Source organism: Vescimonas fastidiosa (assembly GCF_018326305.1).
GTDB classification, from domain to species: domain Bacteria; phylum Bacillota; class Clostridia; order Oscillospirales; family Oscillospiraceae; genus Vescimonas; species Vescimonas fastidiosa.
In genome coordinates, this window is the sequence record NZ_AP023416.1 from 140582 (window position 1) to 158950 (window position 18369).

General features: G+C 59.1%; 16 protein-coding genes. 9 read left to right on the top strand and 7 right to left on the bottom strand.

All coding sequences use genetic code 11. The features are described 5' to 3' along the window. Window positions 1-48 precede the first annotated feature (48 nt). The gene (locus KI236_RS07815) at window positions 49-678 is read left to right on the top strand and encodes a cyclase family protein (RefSeq protein WP_212820882.1); all 630 of its coding nucleotides are present in this window, start codon (window positions 49-51) and stop codon (window positions 676-678) included. Window positions 679-948: 270 nt separating this feature from the next. On the opposite strand, the gene KI236_RS07820 is transcribed toward KI236_RS07815, so the two are convergent. Beyond that, window positions 949-1641 (bottom strand): hypothetical protein, encoded by a 693-nt coding sequence (locus KI236_RS07820; RefSeq protein ID WP_212820884.1) that lies wholly within the window; start codon window positions 1639-1641, stop codon window positions 949-951. Next, window positions 1638-3002 carry a Mur ligase family protein gene (locus tag KI236_RS07825; RefSeq protein ID WP_212820886.1) on the bottom strand — a complete coding sequence of 455 codons (1365 nt, stop codon included), beginning with the start codon at window positions 3000-3002 and terminating at the stop codon, window positions 1638-1640. The genes KI236_RS07820 and KI236_RS07825 overlap by 4 nt, the downstream gene beginning before the upstream one ends. A gap of 186 nt (window positions 3003-3188) precedes the next feature. On the opposite strand from KI236_RS07825, the gene KI236_RS07830 reads away from it, so the two are divergent. Beyond that, a complete protein-coding gene (locus KI236_RS07830; protein ID WP_212820888.1) occupies window positions 3189-4712 on the top strand; it encodes an oligosaccharide flippase family protein in 1524 nt (507 codons plus the stop codon). Between the two features lie 376 nt (window positions 4713-5088). Here KI236_RS07830 and KI236_RS07835 read toward each other — a convergent pair whose 3' ends face one another. Further along, window positions 5089-6120, bottom strand: coding sequence for a Gfo/Idh/MocA family protein (locus KI236_RS07835; protein ID WP_212820890.1), 1032 nt, complete (start codon window positions 6118-6120; stop codon window positions 5089-5091). Between the two features lie 254 nt (window positions 6121-6374). Here KI236_RS07835 and KI236_RS07840 point away from each other — a divergent pair, with 254 nt between their 5' ends. Beyond that, window positions 6375-7553, top strand: a complete 1179-nt coding sequence (locus KI236_RS07840; RefSeq protein WP_212820892.1) for a GNAT family N-acetyltransferase — start codon at window positions 6375-6377, stop codon at window positions 7551-7553. A 166-nt stretch (window positions 7554-7719) separates the two neighbouring features. Here the strand turns inward: KI236_RS07840 and udp are convergent, their stop codons facing one another. Beyond that, on the bottom strand, window positions 7720-8487 hold the full coding sequence (gene udp / locus KI236_RS07845) for a uridine phosphorylase (RefSeq protein ID WP_212820894.1): 768 nt from the start codon (window positions 8485-8487) through the stop codon (window positions 7720-7722). A 161-nt stretch (window positions 8488-8648) separates the two neighbouring features. On the opposite strand from udp, the gene KI236_RS07850 reads away from it, so the two are divergent. Then, window positions 8649-8885, top strand: a complete 237-nt coding sequence (locus KI236_RS07850) for a hypothetical protein (protein WP_212820896.1) — start codon at window positions 8649-8651, stop codon at window positions 8883-8885. A 300-nt stretch (window positions 8886-9185) separates the two neighbouring features. Here the strand turns inward: KI236_RS07850 and KI236_RS07855 are convergent, their stop codons facing one another. The 3 genes from KI236_RS07855 to KI236_RS07865 form a co-directional block, all read right to left on the bottom strand. After that, the gene (locus KI236_RS07855; RefSeq protein ID WP_212820898.1) at window positions 9186-10766 is read right to left on the bottom strand and encodes a sodium-dependent transporter; all 1581 of its coding nucleotides are present in this window, start codon (window positions 10764-10766) and stop codon (window positions 9186-9188) included. A 1215-nt stretch (window positions 10767-11981) separates the two neighbouring features. After that, window positions 11982-12410 carry a PaaI family thioesterase gene (locus KI236_RS07860; RefSeq protein WP_212820900.1) on the bottom strand — a complete coding sequence of 143 codons (429 nt, stop codon included), beginning with the start codon at window positions 12408-12410 and terminating at the stop codon, window positions 11982-11984. A gap of 47 nt (window positions 12411-12457) precedes the next feature. Then, complete coding sequence (locus KI236_RS07865; RefSeq protein WP_212820902.1) at window positions 12458-13729, bottom strand: AI-2E family transporter; 1272 nt, start codon at window positions 13727-13729, stop codon at window positions 12458-12460. A gap of 236 nt (window positions 13730-13965) precedes the next feature. On the opposite strand from KI236_RS07865, the gene KI236_RS07870 reads away from it, so the two are divergent. From KI236_RS07870 to KI236_RS07890, 5 genes are all read left to right on the top strand, one after another. After that, a complete protein-coding gene (locus tag KI236_RS07870) occupies window positions 13966-14868 on the top strand; it encodes a diacylglycerol/lipid kinase family protein (RefSeq protein ID WP_408059059.1) in 903 nt (300 codons plus the stop codon). 233 nt (window positions 14869-15101) lie between these two features. Continuing rightward, entirely contained in the window at window positions 15102-15500 is a 399-nt protein-coding gene (locus tag KI236_RS07875; RefSeq protein WP_212820906.1) for a Fur family transcriptional regulator, read from the top strand. Beyond that, window positions 15497-16465, top strand: a complete 969-nt coding sequence (locus KI236_RS07880; RefSeq protein ID WP_212820909.1) for a metal ABC transporter substrate-binding protein — start codon at window positions 15497-15499, stop codon at window positions 16463-16465. Before KI236_RS07875 ends, KI236_RS07880 begins: the two co-directional genes overlap by 4 nt. Next, the gene (locus KI236_RS07885) at window positions 16466-17179 is read left to right on the top strand and encodes a metal ABC transporter ATP-binding protein (RefSeq protein WP_212820911.1); all 714 of its coding nucleotides are present in this window, start codon (window positions 16466-16468) and stop codon (window positions 17177-17179) included. It begins immediately after the preceding gene. After that, entirely contained in the window at window positions 17176-17991 is an 816-nt protein-coding gene (locus KI236_RS07890) for a metal ABC transporter permease (RefSeq protein ID WP_212820913.1), read from the top strand. Before KI236_RS07885 ends, KI236_RS07890 begins: the two co-directional genes overlap by 4 nt. Window positions 17992-18369 lie beyond the last annotated feature (378 nt).

Sequence of the window (18369 nt, forward strand, 5' to 3'; positions counted from 1 at the left end):
TCCGCTCCCACCATCTTTCCTCTTTCATCTTATTTCGGAGGCGTTTCTATGATTCTCGACCTGACCCACTGCATTTCCCCGGAAATGCCTGTGTATCCCGGCACGGAGCAGCCGATTCTCACCACCGCCTGCACCATCCGGGAGGCGGGCTACCGGGAGACCATTCTGCACATGTATTCTCACACCGGTACCCACATGGATGCTCCGGCCCACATGATAGAGGGCGGCCGGACCCTGGACGCTTTCCCGGCGGAGACCTTCGCGGGCCCCGGCTTCGTGCTGGACTGCCGGGGGCTGCGGGAAATTCCCCTGTCCCTGCTCCGGGCCCATGAGGGCGAAATACGACGGGCGGACTTTCTGCTCTTTTGCACCGGCTGGGATAAACGCTGGGGCCGGGCGGAATACTACGAGGACTTTCCCTGCCTGACACCGGAGGCGGCGGCCTTCGTGGCGACTCTGTCCCTGAAGGGCATCGGTGAGGACTGCATCTCCATCGACCCCTGCGACAGCGTAGACTTCCCCAACCACATAACGCTCCTGGGCGCGGGCCTGGTGAACACGGAAAACCTGAAAGACCTGGACGCCCTGCTGGGCAAGGAATTCACCTTTATCACCCTGCCCCTGAAATTTGAAAACGCCGACGGCTGCTCCTGCCGCGCCGTGGCTATGATGGACTGATAGCAGAAAAACGCACCCGCACGGGTGCGTTTTTTAGTGACTGTCGAAAAACCCTCCGGGTTTTTCCGACAAAAGGCTTGCAGTCTGCTGCGCGCATAATTTTGAGCCCTTGGCTCAAAATTCCACACTGGCAACCTGAGAGGTATTTTCTCTCACGCACATGTCGCGAGAGAAAATGATTTCATTTCTTTGCCGCCTGCGGGCGGCAAACTCTGCGAGGCTTTTTTGACACGCTGGAAAAAACGCACCCGCATGGGTGCGTTTTTTATTTTAGAATTCGATATTCCCCTGAAACTGCTCTAACCGTGCCTGATAAGCCCGGCGCACCTCCGTCTCAAAGGCCAGCGGTGTGTCTGCGGCGCCCAGATCGTCCAAAAGCCAACGGGTAAAGTCCGGGTTCAGCACCAGCAGCGGCCCCAGCAGGTAGGTACCCAGGACCCCGCCGGAGCGGATGCCCTCTACCGTGGCCCCCTCACTGCGGCCCAGGCCCTTTTCTACGGTGAACAGGGGCGGCAGAGCGCTCTCCATATGGCTGAAGCGGCTGGTATAGCCCACGATCTTTGTCCCCTGAAAATCTCCCAGAAACAGGGAGTTGGCCCGCTTGGGCAGAATACGCCGGGCGGTCAGGTCCAGCAGGCCCAGGCCCGAGATGGTCTTTTCCCCGTCCTGAATGGTCTTGCCGAACACCTCCATGGCATTGCCGGTGAGCAGGAAGTGCTTCCCCGCCGCCACCAGCTCCGCCAGGCGCTCCCGGTAGGGCGTCAGTGCCCGGATCACACGCTCCTGGCTGCGCTCCGTCATGGAGCATAGATAAATTAAATCCACCTCATGCTGCACAAACCAGGGCTCGTCTCCTATATGCGTCTGGTGGTAGTCTGCCGGCAGGCAGCGGCGCAGATAGTCTATATTCCCCCGGTCGCCGTAGAGATTACACAGCTCGGGATACAAAATTTCCACCGTCATAGCGCACCCTCCAATACCTTGCGGATCTTCTCCAGCGCCGCCACGGAGCGGCTGTAGCTGGACATATCATGGAGCAGATACACGCTCTCCGTACCGGACCGATGCAGCTGCTCTATGGCCGCCAGCTCGTCCTGCATACACACCAGCTTCTCCCGGGGCACACCCGCCAGCAGCAGGCGCACCTCGTGATCCCAGCAGCGCACGCCGGTGGCTATGATCTGCACGATGTTCTCGTCATTTAAAAACGCATAGTCCGTGTCATAGATCCAGCCGATGCGCTCGGAGGACTTGCTCTCGTCCAGGTCATCCAGAGCCAGGATCACCGCCTTCTTCCCGGGCTTTTTGCGGATATAGTCAAAGACCATGGAAACGGGCAGGGAGTTATTGCTCTTAGCCATCATGCTCACCACGGTCACGCCGCCCACCTGCATCTCGGTGAGGCGGGTCTTGGTCAGGGCCGTGGCCTCCAGAGCGGCGCGGATGGCATCTGCGGAAAGGCCCATTTCACAAAGCACCGCCACGGCGGCCAGCTCGTTATAAATATTAAACACGCTGTCATGGAGCATAGGCAGGTCATACACCCTGTCCCCATGGCGCAGGGTCAGGCGGCGGTTTTTCGTGTCCAGGCCCTCCGCCAGCCAGTCCGCCGCCGGGGAGGCAAAGCCGCACTTCTCGCAGTGGACATGGCCCACATGGGCATAGCGCACATAGTCGTAGTCCAGGGCCGCACCGCAGCGGGGACAATCGGGACAGTCGTTGACCCGGTTGGGCGGGATCACCCCGTCCCCCTCCTGCCGGGCGATGGCGTAGTATACCCGGGGATTCTTGGGCAGCAGCAGAGCCGAGCACAGTTCGTCGGCATTGAGGATCAGCTTGGCATGGGGACAGTCGATCTGCGACAGCTTCCCGGCCACATACTCCGGATGGGCGTTGCGCTGCAGAGAGTCCCGGAGCACATTGGTGATAACAATATAATCGCTGCGGACCTTGGGGCAGACGATGCGGGCATAGTGCTCGTCCACCTCCAGCACCACCGCGTCCACCCGGCAGCGATTTCCCAGAGTCACGGAGCAGGTCATGGCCGTGGCGATGCCGAACTCGGTGTTGCTGCCGATGCGGTTATTAGCCACCTTGCGCCCGCTGGCCGTGAGCAGATCGCTGAGGAGATTGGCCGTGGTGGTCTTGCCGTCAGTGCCGGTGACGCAGATGACAGTCTCGGCCTTGCGGATGTGGCGCAAATAGTCCGGGCACAGCTTCACGGCGAACCAGCCCGGCAGATACGACGCCTGACGGCCCAGCAGGCGCATCCCGTGGTACACGGCCTTACTCACCGTTAAGGCAAACAGAAAACGAAGATTCATAGCTACTCTTACCTCGCATATAAAAGCATACGGTTATTTTACCCACTTTATGGGGCGCTGTCAACTTGCGGACTGCCCACATTTTCCCACCCATTTACACAAAATGGGTTTACAGTTTACCAAAGGTGCTGTAAAATAGGTATTTGTAGAAATATGCCATTGAAGAAAGAAAGGGGTGGGCGCAGCTTGCAAGGAAGCCAGATCAAGATCGGTGCGATCCTGTCGTACCTGTCCATGGGTTTGAGCACCGTTATCTCCCTGGTATATACGCCCATTATGATCCAGCGGCTGGGCGACAGCGAATTTGGCGTATACCAAACCGTTCTGCCTATTATCTCATATCTAAACCTGCTGAGCTTCGGTCTGGGCAGCGCCTACATCCGCTACTATTCCCGGGCCAAGTCCGCAGACGACAAGGCCGGCATGGCCAAGCTCAACGGGATGTTCTTTCTCACCTATGCGGTGCTGGGCACCCTGGTGCTGGGCATCGGCTTCCTCCTGGCGGGCCACGGGGAGATCATCTTCGGAAAAAAGCTGACGGCGGATGAGATTGCTCTGGGGGAAAAGCTCCTGCGCATTATGACCGTCAACGCCGCCCTGGCCTTTCCCATCAGCGTCTTTGAGTCCCATGTCACCATCAACGAGGAGTACATCTTCCAAAAGGTGGTGGCTCTGGGCCGTCAGGTCCTCAACCCCCTTATTATGATCCCGCTGCTGATTTTGGGCTACCGCAGCGTGACCCTTACGGTGGTATCCCTGATTTTTACCGCCGTCAGCGGCGTGATGAACATCGCTTTCTGCCTGGTGAAGCTGAAAATGCCCTTCTCCTTCCGTCACTACGACTTTAAGCTCATGCGGGAGATGGTGGGCTTTACCGCCTTTGTTTTCATCGGCATTGTGGTGGACAATCTTAACTGGAGCGTTGACCGGCTGCTGCTGGCCTGGATTCACGGCACCACCGCCGTGACGGTCTACACCGTGGCGGCCCAGCTCAATGTGTATTACCAGTCCTTTGCTACGGCCATTTCCAACCTCCTCATTCCCCGGGTCAACCGCATTGTGGCGGAGGACCGGCCCATTCGGGAGCTGGATCGGCTCTTTATCCGGGTGGGGCGGCTGCAATTTATCTTCCTGGGCTGTATTTTCTGGGGCTTCGTGGCCGTGGGCCGCACCTTTGTGGTACTTTGGGGCGGCGACGCCAAATTTGAGGTGGACTACGCCGTGACCCTGCTCCTGTTCGGAGCCACCCTCTGGGCCAACATACAGATGCTGGGCTATGAAATCCTCCGGGCTAAGAATATGCACAAATTCAGCTCCCTGGTATATCTCATCATCGCCCTGGCCAACATTGTCCTCAGCATCCCCCTGTGCATGAAATGGGGCGTTTTGGGCGCGGCCATCGGCACAGCCATCGCCACCGGCGCGGGAATGCTCATTATGAACCGCTATTACCGCTACCGGGTGGGGCTGGACATCCCCCGGTTTTGGCTGCGCATTCGGCACTTGGTCCCGGCCATGCTCCTGCCGGGCCTCGCCGCCATTCTGGCCGCTGTGCTGCTGCGCCCCACGGGCTATGGGCAGATCGCGCTGGTTCTCTGCGTGTTCGTAGCCGTATACGGTGGGAGCATGTGGCTGTTTGGCCTGGATAAATACGAGCGGGAGCTGTTCTCCTCCCCTGTTCAAAAAATCCTTCGCCGCCTGAAGCGGTAAAAATCACAACCCGGCAAGGTGAAAAACTTTCTCAACAGACTAAGGCAGCCGCTTCAAGCGGCTGCCTGTGACTGTCGAAAAACCCTCCGGGTTTTTCCGACAAAAGGCTTACAGTCTGCTGCGCGCATAATTTTGAGCCCATGGCTCAAAATTCCACACTGGCAGCCTGAGAGGTATTTTCTCTCACGCACATGTCGCGAGAGAAAATGATTTTATTTCTTTGCCGCCTGCGGGCGGCAAACTCTGCGAGGCTCTTTTGACGCGCTGAGGCAGCCGCTTGAAGCGGCTGCCTTTTTATATGTTTATATACCAAAAAAGGGGCGGACTGTATTGTCCGCCCCTCGGCATGATAGGATTCGGTTTTTGCAGGCGTATCTTACAGGTGTGTGACAAAGGAACTGTTCACAGCTACGGTGCGGCTGATTTCGGAGGACTTAATGCTGGCAAAGACGGTGCTCATGATGGTCAGCGCCTTCTTGCCGTCGATCTCCGGCTCCCGATCGTGCTCCAGGGCGTCCACAAACTCGTCGATGACGCCGGAGCGGGTAGTGGGCTCGAAGCTGTAAGCGGTGGAGGTGTTGCTCATGTCCCGAACCACAATGGGAGCGCCGGGATCGCTATAAATGAGCATGATGCCCTTGGTGCCGTAGAGGCAGGTGGAGTTGCACTCCTTGCCGTAGACCGTCCAGCTGGCGGCCAGGGTGCCCACGGCGCCGCCGTTCATACGCAGGATGCACAGGGCATTATCATCCACGCCGATGAAGTTGCCGTGGTCGTCGTGCTTATTCAGGGTCATCACCTTGGCGGTGGTCTCAATGACCGTTTGGCCGGTGAGGTACTGCATCAGATCCAGCTTGTGGATGCCCAGGTCACTGAGGGCGCCCATGGCCGCCTTGTCCTTATCGAAGAACCAGGCGTCGCGGTCCGGGGACCAGCCCTCGGGCCCGGCGTTGCCGATGGTGGTGCGGAAGGTGATGATGTCGCCGATGACACCCGCCTGCAGCAGCTCCTTGGCCCGGCGATGGACCGGGTCAAAGCGCATATTATGGCCCACCATCAGGTGCTTGCCGTTAAACTCCGCGGCGGCCACCATGGACTCGCACTCGGCCAGGGTCACGGCCATGGGCTTTTCCACCAGGACATGCTTGCCGGCATAGAGGGCGGCGTTGGTGATCTCGGCATGGTTACGGTTTTCCACGCAGATGGACACGGCGTCGATCTCCGGGTCGTTGATCATATCATAATAGGTCTCGTACACCTTGCCGCCGTACAGCTCCGCCATTTGTACCGAGCGCTCGCGGATCTTGTCGTAATAGCCCACCAGCTTGGCATGGGGGTTGGTAGCGTACTCCGGCAGATGCCGGGTCTGGGCAATCTTGCCGCAGCCGATGACTCCGATTTTGACCATATGAATGCCTCCTTGTGATCCTCTCGCAGATATATCCACACAAATATAGTTACCTACCATGGATTATAACAAAGATTTTCGCCAAGGGAAAGACTTTTTTTAGAAATTTTTCCGATTTTCACGGGGATTTTCCTTTTCGGAGGCTTAGCAAAATAGGGGTTGCTATTTTTCGGCATTGAGGGTAGAATGGTTTTTGCTGCGGGACGGCCGGCATTTTTGTCCGTCAGCGGCCAGAAAATAGGAGGATATTGCCCATGGTTTCCATCGTAGAAGTGACCACCCGGCAGCAGCTGCGCCGGTTTGTGGACTTCCCGAATCAGTTATATAAGGATGTACCTCAGTTCGTCCCCGCCACCTACGGCGACGACCTGGACGACTGGGACAGAAAGAAAAACCCCGCCTTTTCCTACTGCGAGGCCCGCTGCTGGCTGGCCCTGCGGGAGGGCGAAATCGTGGGGCGCATCGGCGCCATTTTGAGCCGCAAGTCTAACGACAAGTGGGGCACCAACCGTCTGCGCTTCACCCAAGTGGACTTCATCGACGACCCGGAGGTCTCCGGGGCCCTCTTTGAAACCGTGGAAAACTGGGCCCGGGAGCTGGGCTGCACCGCCGTCCACGGTCCCCTGGGCTTCACGGACATGGACCGGGAGGGGATGTTGGTGGAGGGCTTTGACCGCCGGGGCTGCTTCTTTACCTACTATAATCACCCCTACTATATGCAGCACATGGCGGCCCTGGGCTATGTGAAGGATGTGGACTGGGTGGAAAATCTCATCACCGCGCCCCAGGACGAAAAAGTCTTTGCCCGGTGGAGAAAGCTCTCCGACTATGTGAAGCACCGGCAAAAGCTGCACACCCTGCGGGTGCGCACACGGCTGGACTATTTCCCGCTGCTCAAGCCCTTTTTCCAGCTGGTAAACGAGGCCTACGCCCCCCTCTACGGCACCGTGGACCTGACCCCGGAGCAGATCAAAAAGTACAGCATGAAGTTCGCCCCCCTCATCAATCCCCAGCTGACCTGCTTCGTGATGAATGAGCAAAATGAGCTGGTGGCCTTCGGTGTCAGCGCTCCCAGCATTGCTGAGGCGATGAAAAAGAGCCGGGGACGGCTGTTTCCCACCGGCTGGGTCCGGGTGCTGCACGCCTTCCGCAAAAATGACACCATCGACCTGCTGCTCATTGCCGTACGCCCTGACCTGCAGGGCAAGGGTGTCAACGCCATCATCCTCAGCGAGGTGATGGAGGGCTGCCGGAAAATGGGCATTCACTACGCCGAGACCGGCCCCATGCTGGAGGAGAATGAGAAGGTCCAGACCCAGTGGCAGAACTTCCCCCTGGAGCAGCACAAGCGCCGCCGCTGCTGGGTGAAGGAGTTGAACGCCGTGCCTGCCGGAGTCGGGAGCCACACAGGCCGGGATGCGCAGGAGGTATGATGGGCCGGTGGGCCGTCCGCTTCCTTCCCATGCCCTTTTATCGACAGTTTCTATAAAATATAAAGCGGCCCCGCTTCCGATATAGCAAAGGAAGCGGGGGCGCTCTTTTTCTACTTGTGACAGTTTGAAAAAATGGAAAGAGGCTCTCAGGGGCTTAAATAAAAGCTCACTTCGCCCGGTCGGCCAGGATCAGCTTCTTCAGCGCCTCTACCCCCAGGCGGACGGCAGAGCTGGTGTCCTCGGTCATTTTCTGATCCAGGCCCGCAGCCTCCCGCTCCTGATTCCAGATCACATGGAAGCAGGAGCCGCAGCGGCAGCCCAGGGCGTCGGCCACCACAAACAGCGCCGCCGACTCCATTTCGCTGGCCTTTACGCCCAGGCGCTTCCAGGCCTCCCACTTATTCAGCAGCTCGTAGGACACAGGCATCCGGGCCGGGCTGTGCTGGCCGTAGAAAGCGTCCTTGCACTGGACCACGCCGGTGTGGTAGCGGTATCCACCCTCCCGGGCGGCCTCCACCAGAGCGGTGGTCACCTGAAAATCCGCCACGGCGGGATACTCGATGGGGGCGTACTCCCGGCTGGTATGCTCAAAGCGGATGGCGCCGGTGGCGATGACGATGTCGCCGGACTGCACATCCAAATGGATGCCGCCGCAGGTGCCCACCCGGAGGAAGGTATCCGCGCCGATATTGTGCAGCTCCTCCATGGCGATGGAGGCGGAGGGCCCGCCGATGCCGGTGGAGCAGACGGAAACTTTTTCGCCCAGGAGCGTACCGGTGTAGATGGTGAACTCCCGATTGCTGGAGACAAACTGTGCATCGTCAAACAGCGCCGCTATGGCCTTGCAGCGGCCCGGATCGCCGGGGAGGATGCAATAGCGTCCCACATCGCCAGCTTTACAGTGAATGTGAAATTGCTTTTCCAATTTTTGCATAGGCTTGGCCTCCTTTTGTGACTTATTTAGTAGTATACCTTGTTTTGCCGCAAAATGCAACCGCCGCGCCAATGGCAAATGTTGCAGCCGCTATCGGCGAAAAGTTTGCAGATACTATAATGGGTATCGCAAATTTTTTGAAGGTGAGAAGGAGTAAGACTATGGAAAAGTTTTTTGCGCTGCTGCTGACGACCACGGTGCTGCTGGGCCTATCCGCCTGCAGCGATAGGCCCGACGCCCAGGTGGAGCAGTTTCCGCCCACGGTATACGATGGCACCGGTGATGTTACAGCCGGGGAGGCAGACCGCCCCGGGTCCCCCTACAAGGACAGGGTGGAAAACGGCCGTGTCCGGGACAGCGACGGGATCCTGTCGGACGGTGAGAATGCAGGGCGTTAAGGTTGGATAATGCGGAACTGAAATTGAGATGATGCGGAAGAAAGCCTCGCAGAGTTTGCCGCCCGCAGGCGGCAAAGAAATAAAATCATTTTCTCTCGCGACATGTGCGTGAGAGAAAATACAGCTCGGGCTGCCAGTGTGGAATTTTTGCGCATGGCGTAAAAATTATGCGCGCAGCAGACCGCAAACCTTTTGTCGGAAAAACCCGGAGGGTTTTTCGACAGTCTCAAAGAAAGCCGGAGCGGTTGCTCCGGCTTTCTTGATGCATTCTATTTTCATTGCGCTCGGCGGCACTCTCCGTCAGGAGAACAGGCCCAGGCCGAAGAAGGAATCCAGCTGACCCAGCAGCACCAGCACCATCAGGATGGGGGTGATGCTCTTGATGCAGATGTTGAAGAAGGTCTTGGACTTGAAGGCATTACCCTCCAGGCAGCACTCCTCGTCCACAAACTGCGGCTTCAGCTCATAGCCGATGCAGATGCTCATGAGCAGGGCGCCCAAAGGCATCAGGACACCCTCAGAGACCATGTCCAGGAAGTCCAGCCAGCAGTCACTCCAGCCGTTGGCCTCGATCTTCAGGATGTCGAAGGGAGCCATACCGTTGGAGCCCAGGCCGTCCATGCACACCAGCACGCACAGTAGGCCTGCGGCCACGGCGGCGATGGCGGAATAGGACTTGCGCTTGTCGCCCTTGCCGGCATCACGGGCCTTGTCCACGAAGTGGGCCACGATGACCTCCAGCAGAGAGATGGAGGAGGAGACGGCGGCCAGGATGACCAGCAGATAGAAGATAATGCCGAATACATAACCCACGGTGCCCATGGAGTTAAACACATTCTGCATGGTGATGAACAGCAGCTTGGGGCCGCCGATTGCACCGGTAGCGTCCAGGGAGAAGCGGGCGGGCATAACCGCCAGACCGGCCATCAGAGCGATGAGGGTATCGCAGATAACGATGACCAGTGCGTTCTTCTCAATGTTCTGCTTCTTATCCAGGTAGGAGCCGTAGGTGATCATGATGCCCATGCCCAGGGACAGGGAGAAGAACATCTGACCGCCGGCGGTGGAAAGGATGCTGATGAAGTTGGGGATCTCGTTGATGAACTTCACAACGGGCACGCCGTTGATGGCGCTGACCACCTGACCGGCCACCTCTGCGGTGGCGGGCACATAGTAGCCCGTGCCGGTAACATAGCCGGGCTGGAACATATATTTGAGGCCGTCCAGGGAGCTGCTGTGAATGAGCTGCTCCACGGTGCTTCCGTCGGGCTGCAGCACGGCCACGGCAAAATCGTTGCCGCCCAGGGTGCAGGCGCGGATGATAACGATGACCAGCATGAAGAACAGGCAGGGCATACCGATGGAGCAGAACTTCTCGATGCCGCTGGACACGCCGCCCATGACGATGACCAGGGTCAGCAGCACGAAGATGAGGCCGTAGATCACGGACTCAAGCTGATTGGTAAGCATATTGCCGAAGACCTCGCCGCTGCCCAAGCCGTTGTTGCCGAAGCCGGCGCCGAAGATGTTGCCCACATTCAGGACCACATACTTCATGCAGTAGCCGCCCAGAGCGCAGTAGAAGCCCAGGATCAGGAACGGGGCGATGATGCCCAGCCAGCCCAGCCACTTAAACTTCTTGCTGAGGACATAGTACGCGCTGACCACGCCGCGGCCGGTGCGACGGCCCAGGGCCAGCTCACCCACCATGACGATGAAGCCGCACAGGGCCGCCAGGATCAGGTAGATGATGAGGAATGTGAAGCCGCCGTTGGCACCCATCTTATTGGGGAAGCCCCAGATGTTGCCAAGGCCCACTGCCGAACCGACGGCAGCCATGAGGAATCCAAATGTGGATCCAAAGCCTTTTCTTTCTTCCATTTTTTCTCTCCTTAAATATAAGTTTCTCTCCTAAGAATTTTTACTCTCAGGAAACTCGCCCCCGGATGGGGTAAAATTTTGCCTGTGTATCCTCAAAAAAACGACACAAGCTTATGTTAAAAGTATACAGGATTCCCGGAAACTCCACAATAGACATTTTTAATAAAAATTTAGCGGGCTCTTTGTCTTTTTTAACATTTTGTGAACAGCGATATAATGTTCTTGTTAAGAAACAAACAATCCTGTCTGTTTCTTAACAAGGAATCTGTCTTAAAACAGGGCTTGGAAAGGACGCTTTTCTTGTTTCGCGTGAGTGGAATTCCTTTCCTCGTTTCCGAAAAGAGGGATATAATTTTCGCCCGCCCTTACGGAGGCATACAAGGCGTGCGGTGGGCGGCGGGACACATGGGTCCCGCCCTACATGGCTTTTTTGTGGGGCAGGGCACACGGGCCTTGCCGTGGGTGCGATACGGAATCGGCGGGCGGACAGGGGCGTCCGCCCCTACGGAGGGTTTACCGATAGGATTTCGTAGGGGGCGATGCCCACATCGCCCCGCGTCCGTTACAAGAGGTGCGGTGTAAAGAGGAATCCCCCAGTCACGGCTTCGCCGTGCCAGCCCCCTTTAGGCAAGGGGGCCTGGGGACGGGAGAACGGATTGCCACAGCCAGTGTGCGCACTGGCTTCGCAATGACACATTACAAGGAGTGCGGTGGAGGCGGGCCGATGTAGGCATCGGCCCCTACGGAGTGTTTACCGATAGAACTTCGTAGGGGGCGGCGTCCTCGACGCCCCGCGCCCGTTATAAGGGGTGCGATGGGCGGGCCGATGTGGGGAGCGAACTGAGCGCTGCCGGTGGCGGATGAAACGAGATGAGCGAGTGGCCGCGGTCAAAATTTTAAGCGTCCGCCGTAAGGCAGCGCGAAAATTTTGGGCACCGCAACAGGATCATCGGCCCCTACGGGGGGTACAAGGGGTGCGTAGGGGAGGGACTCTGCCCCTCCCGCGGGCGACCGCAAGGGTCGCCCCTACGGAGTGTAACAAGAAGTGCGGTGGGGCGGGCCAATGTGTGCATCGGCCCCTACGGGGGCGTTGTAAGAAGTGCGGCGGGCGGACAGGGGCGACAGCTAAAGGGCGGCCCGGCGGGCCGCCCTTACGGTTTTTTATATCCACTTTTTATATCTTATATCCACTTTTTATATGCACTTTGCGGAGAATCAATCTCCCAGGGGCAGGGGTTTACCCGTGTAGGCCCACACGCTGTGGGCCACGGCCAGGAGCTTTCCCTGGGCGGTGGTTATTTCCGCCTGGCAGAAGCAGGTGCGGCGTCCGGCCCGGGTCACCCGGCCCCGGGCTATGAGGCGCCGGGCCTCCCCGGCAGGGGCCAGGAAGTCAATGCCGGCGCTGACGGTGACGCAGGTCTCCTGCCGCAGGCCCGACAGCGCCAGACCGCAGGCATCGTCCGCCAGGGTAAACAGCACCCCGCCGTGGGGCTGGCCCCAGCGGTTCAGGCTCTGCTCCGTCAGATCCAGCTCCAGCCGTGAGCTGCCCTCGTCAATATCGCAGACGCGAATATGATTGTGTGCGGTAAAGGGTTCCTTTTCGTTGGCATAGCGCAGGAGTTTTTCTTTCAGTTCCGGGGTCATGGGCGGGATTCCTCAATTCCTTACAGTATAATTATCTGAAAATATTACTATTTGTTTTCGCTTTCCGGCGGGTCAGGCGGGGTCTCGGAGGCTTGGTGGTCCCGGTTTACATAGGCCGAGGCCTCCAGGGGCATATGCTTCTTTTGAAGCCTTGTATTCACCAGCCAGCGCACCAGCACCTGCAGGCAGGCGAAGATGGGCACGCCCAGGAACATACCCAGCACACCGCCGAAGCCGCCGCCAACAAGGATGGCAATGATGACCCACAGGCTGGAGATACCCGTGGAGCCGCCGAGGATCTTCGGGCCGATAACATTGCCGTCCAGCTGCTGGAGCAGGAGAATGAACAGCACAAAATACAGACATTGCAGCGGACTCACCAGCAAAATAAGCAGCGCACTGGGGATGGCGCCCAGGAAGGGCCCGAAGAAGGGGATGACATTGGTAACGCCCACCACCACACTGATCAGCGGCGTATAGGGCATATTCAAAATCGAGCAGCCGATGAAGCAGAGGATGCCGATAATCAGCGAATCCAGGAGCTTGCCCCGGACAAAGCCGCTGAAAATATAGTCCACCCGGCGGAAGCCCCGGACGGCGAACATGGCCCGATCCTCGGGCAGGACGCCGTAGAGGAGCTTGCAGCAGCGGGCCAGGCTCTTCTCCTTGGCTGCCAGCAGGTAAACGGAGATGATGATGCCGATGATGAAATTCTTGGCGAAGGTGATGACGCTCCACACGCCGGTGACAAGGCTCCCGGTGAAGCTGGTGAGGGTGGCTTGCAGGCCCGGCAGCAGCTCCGTGGTGAGCCAGTTGGTGGCCTCGCTGTAATAGCGGTTCACCAGGTCCGAAAGCCAGGTGCTGACGATGGGATTTTTCTCCAGCAGATTGGTGACCCAGGCGTAGATCTGGTTATAATAGGTCTCCAGGTTACTTATCAGGGTGGTGACGCTGTCTACCAGCTGGGGAATGAGCATGGCAAACAGCAGGTACAGCACCACCAGCACCACCGCCCAGGTGAGGAGGATGCTGACTGCCCGGAGCAGGCCCCTGCGCACCGGGGCGGAGCGGCCTCTTTTCTTCTCCAGAGCGTCCTTGGCCCGGAGGATCCAGCGCTCCAAATGGTTTACGAGGGGGGCCAGCAGGTAGGCCATGGCCAGGCCGTATAGCACCGGGGCCAGGATGGACCAGAGCTTTCCGAAAAAGGCCTGGACGGTACCGGCATTATCCCGGTAAAACACATCATAAAATATCAGCAGGGCGCAGCCCACGAGAAAGGCCGTGAGACCCCAGCGCACATATTTTGCTTTATCCTTCATGCCAAACCCTCACTCTATTGTCGAAAATCCACTTGGTTTTTATTTCGAAGGGCTCGCCGTCTGCGGGCCCAAAGGCTGCGAAGCTATTTTAACTCTACCTTATCATACATAATTTTTTGCATATTTGCAAGGCTTGGGGTGTATGTTTCCGAAAATCGGTTTCACTCTTGCCATTTTCGCCTTTATAGGGTATAATGGCGATGCGATTTTCCCTATGTACAGAACGGAGGATGATTGTGAAACGACTGCTGCTGATCGTGAATCCCCGGGCCGGGAAGAGCAAGTCCCTGGGCCCGCTGTATGACGCCATCGCCCGGCTGTCGGCAGGCGGCTATTTGGTGTATGTGCGGGAGACCAAGGGCCCCGGCGACGCCACCCGCTTCGCCCGGGACCTGGGTCCGGATTTTGACACCGTGGTCTGCTACGGCGGCGACGGCACCCTGAATGAGACCATCTCCGGCCTTATGCAGCTGGAGCGCAAGCCGCCCCTGGGCTACCTGCCCTCCGGCAGCACCAACGACTTTGCCGCCACCCTGCACATCCCCGCGGCGCCCTACCTGGCTGCGGACATCATCGCCCAGGGCACGCCCATTGCCCTGGATGTGGGACGGCACAATGAGCGGTATTTTTCCTATGTGGCCTCCTTCGGCGCCTTCACCCGGGCCAGCTACTCCGCACCTCAGGAGACAAAAAACGCCCTGGGCCACTTCGCCTACATTCTGGAGGGCATGAAGAATCTGGACTCCCTGCGCCCCTACCACTGCCGCGTCACCGCCGACGAGGAGACCGTGGAGGATGACTTCATTTTCGGCAGCGTGTGTAACTCCACCTCCCTGGCCGGCCTGGTGAAGCTGGACCCCAACCGGGTGCGGATGGACGACGGCGTGTTTGAGCTGGTGCTGCTGCGGATGCCCCGGACGGTGCTGGACCTGACGAACCTGCTGGTGTCGCTGAAGCAGATGCAGTACGACGACCCGGGCATTTTCTTCCGCCACGCCTCCCATGTGACGGTGGAGACAAGGGACGACATCCCCTGGTCCCTGGACGGTGAATACGCCCCCAGTGCCCCGGTGGTGAACATTGTCAACTGCCACGGGGCCATTAAGCTGCTGGTGCGCAGGCCGGAGGAGGACCGGTAACGGGCACGAAATACTATATATACAGAATATACAGAGCAAAAGCCGCTTCGGAGGTCCGAAGCGGCTTTTTTGGTGGGGTACGGTGCAAAGTCGGCGGGCGGGCAGAGGCGTCCGCCCCTACGATATTATCCCCGTCTTTTCACCGCCTCCTTCCCTATTTTCCCCCTTGACAACGGTCAAAAAATCGGTATAATTTGAAAACGATAATCATTTTCAAATTCGGAGGGATTCTTATGTCCTATATGACCCGGCAGCAAGGGGCGGTGCTGGCGTGCATCGCCTCCTGTCCCGGCGGACGGGCTACGGCCATGGAGCTGGCCCAAAGGCTGCGGCAGGAAGGTCAGTCTGTGGGGCTGAGCACCGTGTACAGGCAGCTGGAAAAGCTGGTCTCCCAGGGCAAGATCCACAAGCTGCTCACAGAGGAGGGCGCCTGCTATCAATACTGCGACAAGACCCGGCACACGGACTGCTTCCTGCTCCAGTGCGAGGGCTGCGGCACGATTTTCCACATGGATTGCTCCCATCTGGGGGAGCTGTATGACCATCTGCTGGAGGGGCACGGCTTCGCCATCAATCCCAGGCGGACGATGTTTTACGGCCTGTGCCGGGAGTGCCGGGAGGCGGAGAAATGAGAAAACGCTTTTTAGCTCTGCTGCTGGCGGGGGCCGTGGCCCTGGGGCTTTGCGGCTGCGCCCCGGTGGAGGAGGACAGCGGCAAGCTCTCGGTGGTCTGCTCCCTGTTTCCCTACTACGACTTCGTGCGGGTAATCGGCGGAGAGTGGGTGGAGCCCCGGCTGCTGGTGGCCGCCGGACGGGAGGCCCACAGCTTCGAGCCCACCCCGGCGGATGTGATCCGGGTAAGCCGGGCGGATGTGTTCGTCTACAACGGCGGCGAGGGGGAGCAATGGGTGGATGAGATCCTAAGCTCCGCCGGAGAAAACATCCCCACGGTGCTGCGGATGATGGACTACGCCCAGACTCTGGAGGAAGAGCCGGTGGACGGCGACAGCCACGACGACCACGACGACCACGACGACCACGCCGGTCACGACCACGACAGCGACGACATAGAGTATGACGAGCATATCTGGACCTCCCCGGTGGAGGCCGGGAAGCTGTGCCGGGCCATCTGCGACGCCCTGTGCGCCGCTGACCCCGCCCACGCAGCGGATTTTCAGGCCAACCTGGCGGCGTATTTGCAGGAGCTTTCCGACCTGGATGCGGATTTTCGCCAGGTGTGCCGGGAGAAAAAACGGGATCTGTTGGTATTCGGTGACCGCTTTCCGCTGCTCTACTTCTGCCGGGAATACGGCCTTAACTACCGGGCGGCCTTTCACGGGTGTTCATCCGACACGGAGCCGTCTCTCTACACCCTGAAATTTCTCATTGACAAGGTGCGCCAGGAGCAAATTCCCGTGGTGTATGCCCTGGAGCTGAGCAGTCAAAAGGTGGCCGAGGCCATCGCCGAAACCACAGGGGCGAAGGTGGTGACCTTTTACTCCTGTCAGACCGTTTCCCAGTCGGATTGGGCTGCGGGAGAGGGATATTTAAGCCTGATGCGCCGGAATGTGGCGGCGCTGCGAGAGGGGATATGCTGAATGAATAAGGAAATTTTACTGGCCTGCCGGGACGCCAGCCTGGGCTACGAGGGCAAGGCCATTTGGGAGCATCTGGATTTCCAGGTATGCCGGGGAGACTACATCTGCATTGTGGGAGAAAACGGCTCCGGCAAGTCCACGCTGCTCAAAAGCCTGCTGGGTCTGCTACCTCCCCTGTCGGGCCGCATTGAGCGGGGCGGGAGCCTTTCCGGCGGGGCCATCGGCTACCTGCCCCAGCAGACCCGGGCCCAAAAGGACTTTCCCGCCACGGTGACGGAGGTGGTGCGCTCGGGCTTTCTCGGCGCAGGCGGCCACCGGCTGCTCTACACGCCGGAGCAAAAGGCCCGGGCCCTGATGAACATGGGGAAGCTGGGCATTCTGGAGCTGAAGGATCGCTGCTACCGGGAGCTATCCGGCGGCCAGCAGCAGCGGGTGCTCCTGGCTCGGGCCCTGTGCGCAGCCGGGGAGCTGCTGATCCTGGATGAGCCGGTGACGGGCCTGGACCCCGCCGCCGCCCAGGACCTCTACCGTACCCTGGCCTACCTCAACAAGACCGAGGGCATCGCCATCGTCATGGTGACTCACGACATAGAAAACGCCCTGCGCTATGCAGACTTTATCCTCCACGCCGGGCAGCAGCAGCACTTTTTCGGCACGGTGGAGGCATATCTTCACTCCTCCATGGGGCGGCGATTCGGAGGTGCAGGGGCATGATTTTATGGGAAATGTTTACCTATCCGTTCATTGTCCGGGCCTTCGTGGTGGGAATTTTGGTGTCGGTATGCGCGGCGCTTTTGGGCGTTCCCCTGGTGCTGAAGCGGTACTCCATGATCGGCGACGGCCTGAGCCATGTGTCCTTCGGGGCGCTGTCGGTGGCGGTGGCCTGCGGGTGGGCGCCGCTGCCGGTTTCCATCCCGGTGGTGGTCCTTGCGGCCCTGGGGCTGCTGCGGATGACGGAGCGGAGCAAGCTGGGGGCCGACGCCGCCATTGCGGTGGTGTCCGCCTCGGCCCTGGCCATCGGCATCATTGTCACTAGCCTTACCACCGGCATGACCACCGATGTGGACAGCTATATGTTCGGCTCCATCCTGGCCCTGAGCCGGGCGGATGTGGCCTTGAGCATCGGCGTGTCTGTGGCGGTTTTGGTGCTGTTCGGGCTGTTTTACCATCAATTATTTGCCATCACCTTTGACGAGAGCTTTTCCCGGGCCACGGGGATGAAGGTGGGGGTGTACAACACCCTGCTGGCGGTGCTGACGGCCCTGACCATCGTGCTGGGTATGCGGCTCATGGGCGCCATGCTCATCTCCAGCCTGGTGATTTTCCCGGCCCTGACGGCCATGCGGCTGAAAAAGAGCTTTTTGGGCGTGGTGGTGCTGGCAGGGTGCCTGTCGGTGGTGTGCTTCTGCGTGGGGCTGACGGGGTCGTACCTGCTGAGCCTGCCCGTGGGCGCGTCGGTGGTGGTGACCTCCCTGGCGGCGTTTTTGGTGGCGTCGGTTATGGGGCGGATAAGGGGGAGAAATTAAAAAGAGACGGATTGCCACGGCCAGTGTGCGCACCGGCCTTACAATGACAAGTTACAAGCAATGCGGCGGGCAGACCGATGTAGGCATCGGCCCCTACGGAATGGTTTGTTGAGGTGGACGGCTCTGTCCGCCCGGCCCGATAACGCAGCGCTTTGTAGGGCAGGGCCCGCGTGCCCTGCCGGTGCGGTGGGGAAAAAGAATCCCCCAGTCACGGCTTTGCCGTGCCAGCCCCCTTTAGGCAAGGGGGCCATGGATATGGTGCGCGGCAAGGGGTGTGGTACGGCGAAAAGCCGGGGGCCCGCAGCGCGCAAAAAAGCTCGGCGTGAGCCGAGCTTTTTTATGCGCTGCGGGGACGGCGTGTGCATCCGTCTGCGTTTG